The sequence below is a fragment of the Halomonas sp. BM-2019 genome, from assembly GCF_017584085.1.
The window spans coordinates 4116934-4120097 of the sequence record NZ_CP071922.1; positions in this window are offsets into that span (position 1 = coordinate 4116934).

Here is a 3164-nt window from a genome sequence, read left to right on the forward strand (position 1 = left end):
GCTCACGTCTCGTGCACAACTGCAATCCACGTGGTACGCTTCCCAACCAACGTCCGAGACGCCTTTGCTACAGGGTCGGAACATCGTGGTCGCACGCCAGGCGATCGCGTCGCGTCCGCGGCGATGGCGGCTTCCGACGTCGACAGGATCGAAGAGAAAGGACACACGTGCGTGTTGGAGAGGTGGCAAGTCGAAGGAGACGGGTTCCATCGCACCTGGAAGGCCACGGTGCGATGTGGTGCGTTTTCAACGCTTGAAGAGTCGACGGTGTCGAAACACGAGAGACGTTGCAGCTACGCCGTCTTGCAGCCGCTGCCCAAAGAACTGTACGTGGACGACTTCGAACTGTTTCGTGGGATGCATGGCACGCAATTGGCGCAAGGATGCGGGGATGCGTCCGTGGAACTCCCCGCGCATCGGGCCACGTCCTGCCACCTCTCAAGTTACTCGGGAGATGCACACTGGGATGCAGCTTGGCCAATACATGCGCGCTATCCAGCACCTGGATGTGGACCAACGACAGTGACGCTGCACAGACCGCTGGCCATGGTAGACTGCGGACATGGATGGCGTCCGGTGCCGCTCCAAGGTAACCATGGGCCATTGACGTGGACCATGCCAGGATGCGGTGACTCGTCCAGGAACCTGGTGGTCGCAATCACGTTGCTTTGCAACTTCCTCGCTGCCCTCTGGATCACCAACCACTGCGAAGATAACCCGAAGCCTGCAGGGAAACCAAACATCAGGAAAGAGGCCGAGGAAAGGAAAACTTCAGAGGGTTCAACACGGACGCCTGAAACCCTTAAGGCACAGTGAATAAAAAGAGAATGTGAATTGACATTTGGAACGCAGATGACCAGCATCTCCTCGTCAAGTCAGCGGAAACAGCACTGGCATTGCTGCAACATCTAAGCGCTGACCTTCGCACTGAACTTCTCGGAGAGTTCCTTCTGAATGTTGGACGGGACAACGTCGTACTTCTCCAAAAACATGGTATAGTTTGCCCTTCCCTTGGTCATTCCCCTCAGAGTCGACACGTACTGGAACATCTCAGACAGCGGGACCAGCGCATTCACTACCTTGGCACCCCCAGGCTTGTCCGCAAGTTCCGTGACCATTCCACGCCTGGAGTTGAGATCCCCAATCACGTCACCCATGTGTTCCTCCGGAGTGATCACCTGCACTTTCATGATAGGCTCCAAAAGGCGGGGTCCGCATTTGGGGATGCCTTCCCTGAAAGCTCCGCGTGCTGCCAGTTGAAAAGCAAGCACGGACGAATCGACGTCGTGATACGAGCCATCAAACAGAGTCGCACGGACATCTACCACCGGGAAACCAGCGATCACGCCACCGCTCATCATCTCTTCCAGACCTTTCTGCACACCAGGGATGAATTCCTTGGGTACAACACCCCCCTTGATATCAGATACAAACTCAAAGCCACTTCCAGCTTCCAGCGGCTCAAAACGAATTTGAACATCTGCAAATTGTCCTGCCCCACCCGATTGCTTCTTGTGCGTGAAACGCACTTCCTGTTTCTTTGAGATCGATTCCCTGTAGTTCACCTGAGGGGCCCCTACCGTGGCTTCAACCTTGAATTCCCTCTTCAGACGATCCACGATGATATCCAAGTGCAGTTCTCCCATTCCCTCGATGACTGTCTGGTTGGTCTCTTCGTCGCGAGTAAAGTGGAAAGAGGGATCCTCTTGCGCCAGCTTGATAAGACCGGTGGTCATCTTGTCCAAGTCTGCCTTGGTTTTGGGTTCAATGGCCACCTTGATCACTGGGTCGGGGAAGTCCATGCGCTCCAGCACGACAGGTTTATCCGGATCACAGAGAGATTCACCAGTGATGGTGTCCTTCAGACCTGCAATGGCGACGATGTCCCCGGTAATGGCACACTTGACGTCCTCGCGGGAGTTGGCATGCATTTGAAGCAGCCTTCCAATGCGTTCCTTCTTGTTCTTGTTGGAGTTCAACACGTAGGTGCCCGATTCAAGCACCCCAGAGTACACGCGCAAGAAGGTCAGGGTGCCCACATAAGGATCGGTCATGATTTTGAAGGCCAGTCCAGAGAAAGGCTCGCCATCTCCCGCCGCACGGGTCATCTTGACGGTCTCGTCGTTCATCGCCGTTCCTTCCACCGGAGGGATATCCGTGGGTGCGGGGAGATAACGGACGACTGCATCCAGCAGGGGCTGGACTCCCTTGTTCTTGAACGCAGTTCCACACAGAACTGGCACAAAGTTACCGCCGATCGTTCCCCTGCGGATGAGCTCGTGAATCTTCTCCTCCGAGGGCTGCTGGCCTTCGAAGAACGCTTCCATGGCTTCTTCGTCCAATTCCACCACGGTCTCCACGAGCATTTCGCGGTACTCTTCGGCCTGTTCCTTGAGATCGTCGGGGATGTCCACGGTTTCGAAGCTGGCGCCCAGATCCTCGCCTTTCCATACGATTCCCTTCATTTGGACGAGGTCCACCACGCCGACGAAGTCCGCTTCGCTGCCGATGGGTAGCTGCAGGACCAAGGGCGTGGCACCGAGGTTTTCCACGATCATGTCCCTGGTGCGAAAGAAGTTGGCACCGGTGCGATCCATTTTGTTGACGAAGCAGATCCTGGGCACACCGTATTTGTCTGCTTGTCTCCACACGGTCTCGGACTGCGGTTCCACACCAGCCACGGCGTCGAAGACTGCCACGGCACCGTCGAGCACGCGCAGCGCACGTTCCACTTCGAGCGTGAAGTCGACGTGTCCTGGCGTGTCGATGATGTTGACGCGGTGGTCCTTCCATTCGCAGGTGGTGGCGGCGGAGGTGATGGTGATCCCTCTTTCTTGTTCTTGTTCCATCCAATCCATGGTGGCCGAACCTTCGTGCACTTCGCCGATCTTGTAGCTCCTTCCGGTGTAGTACAGGATGCGTTCGGTGGTGGTGGTCTTGCCGGCGTCGATGTGTGCCATGATCCCGATGTTCCTGTACTTCTCCAAGGGGAACACACGCGCCTGGTGCTCCGAAGCGCTCGCCTGCACGCTCGTCGCCCGCCTGCCTCCACGCTGCGTCCTTCTTCCGCCTCTCTGCTTCACCTTCCACGCGCGCAGGCCTGCGAATTCCGCCGCCATCGTCGCCATCGTCGTCTCCACGACCACGTCGAATGGACCACCACG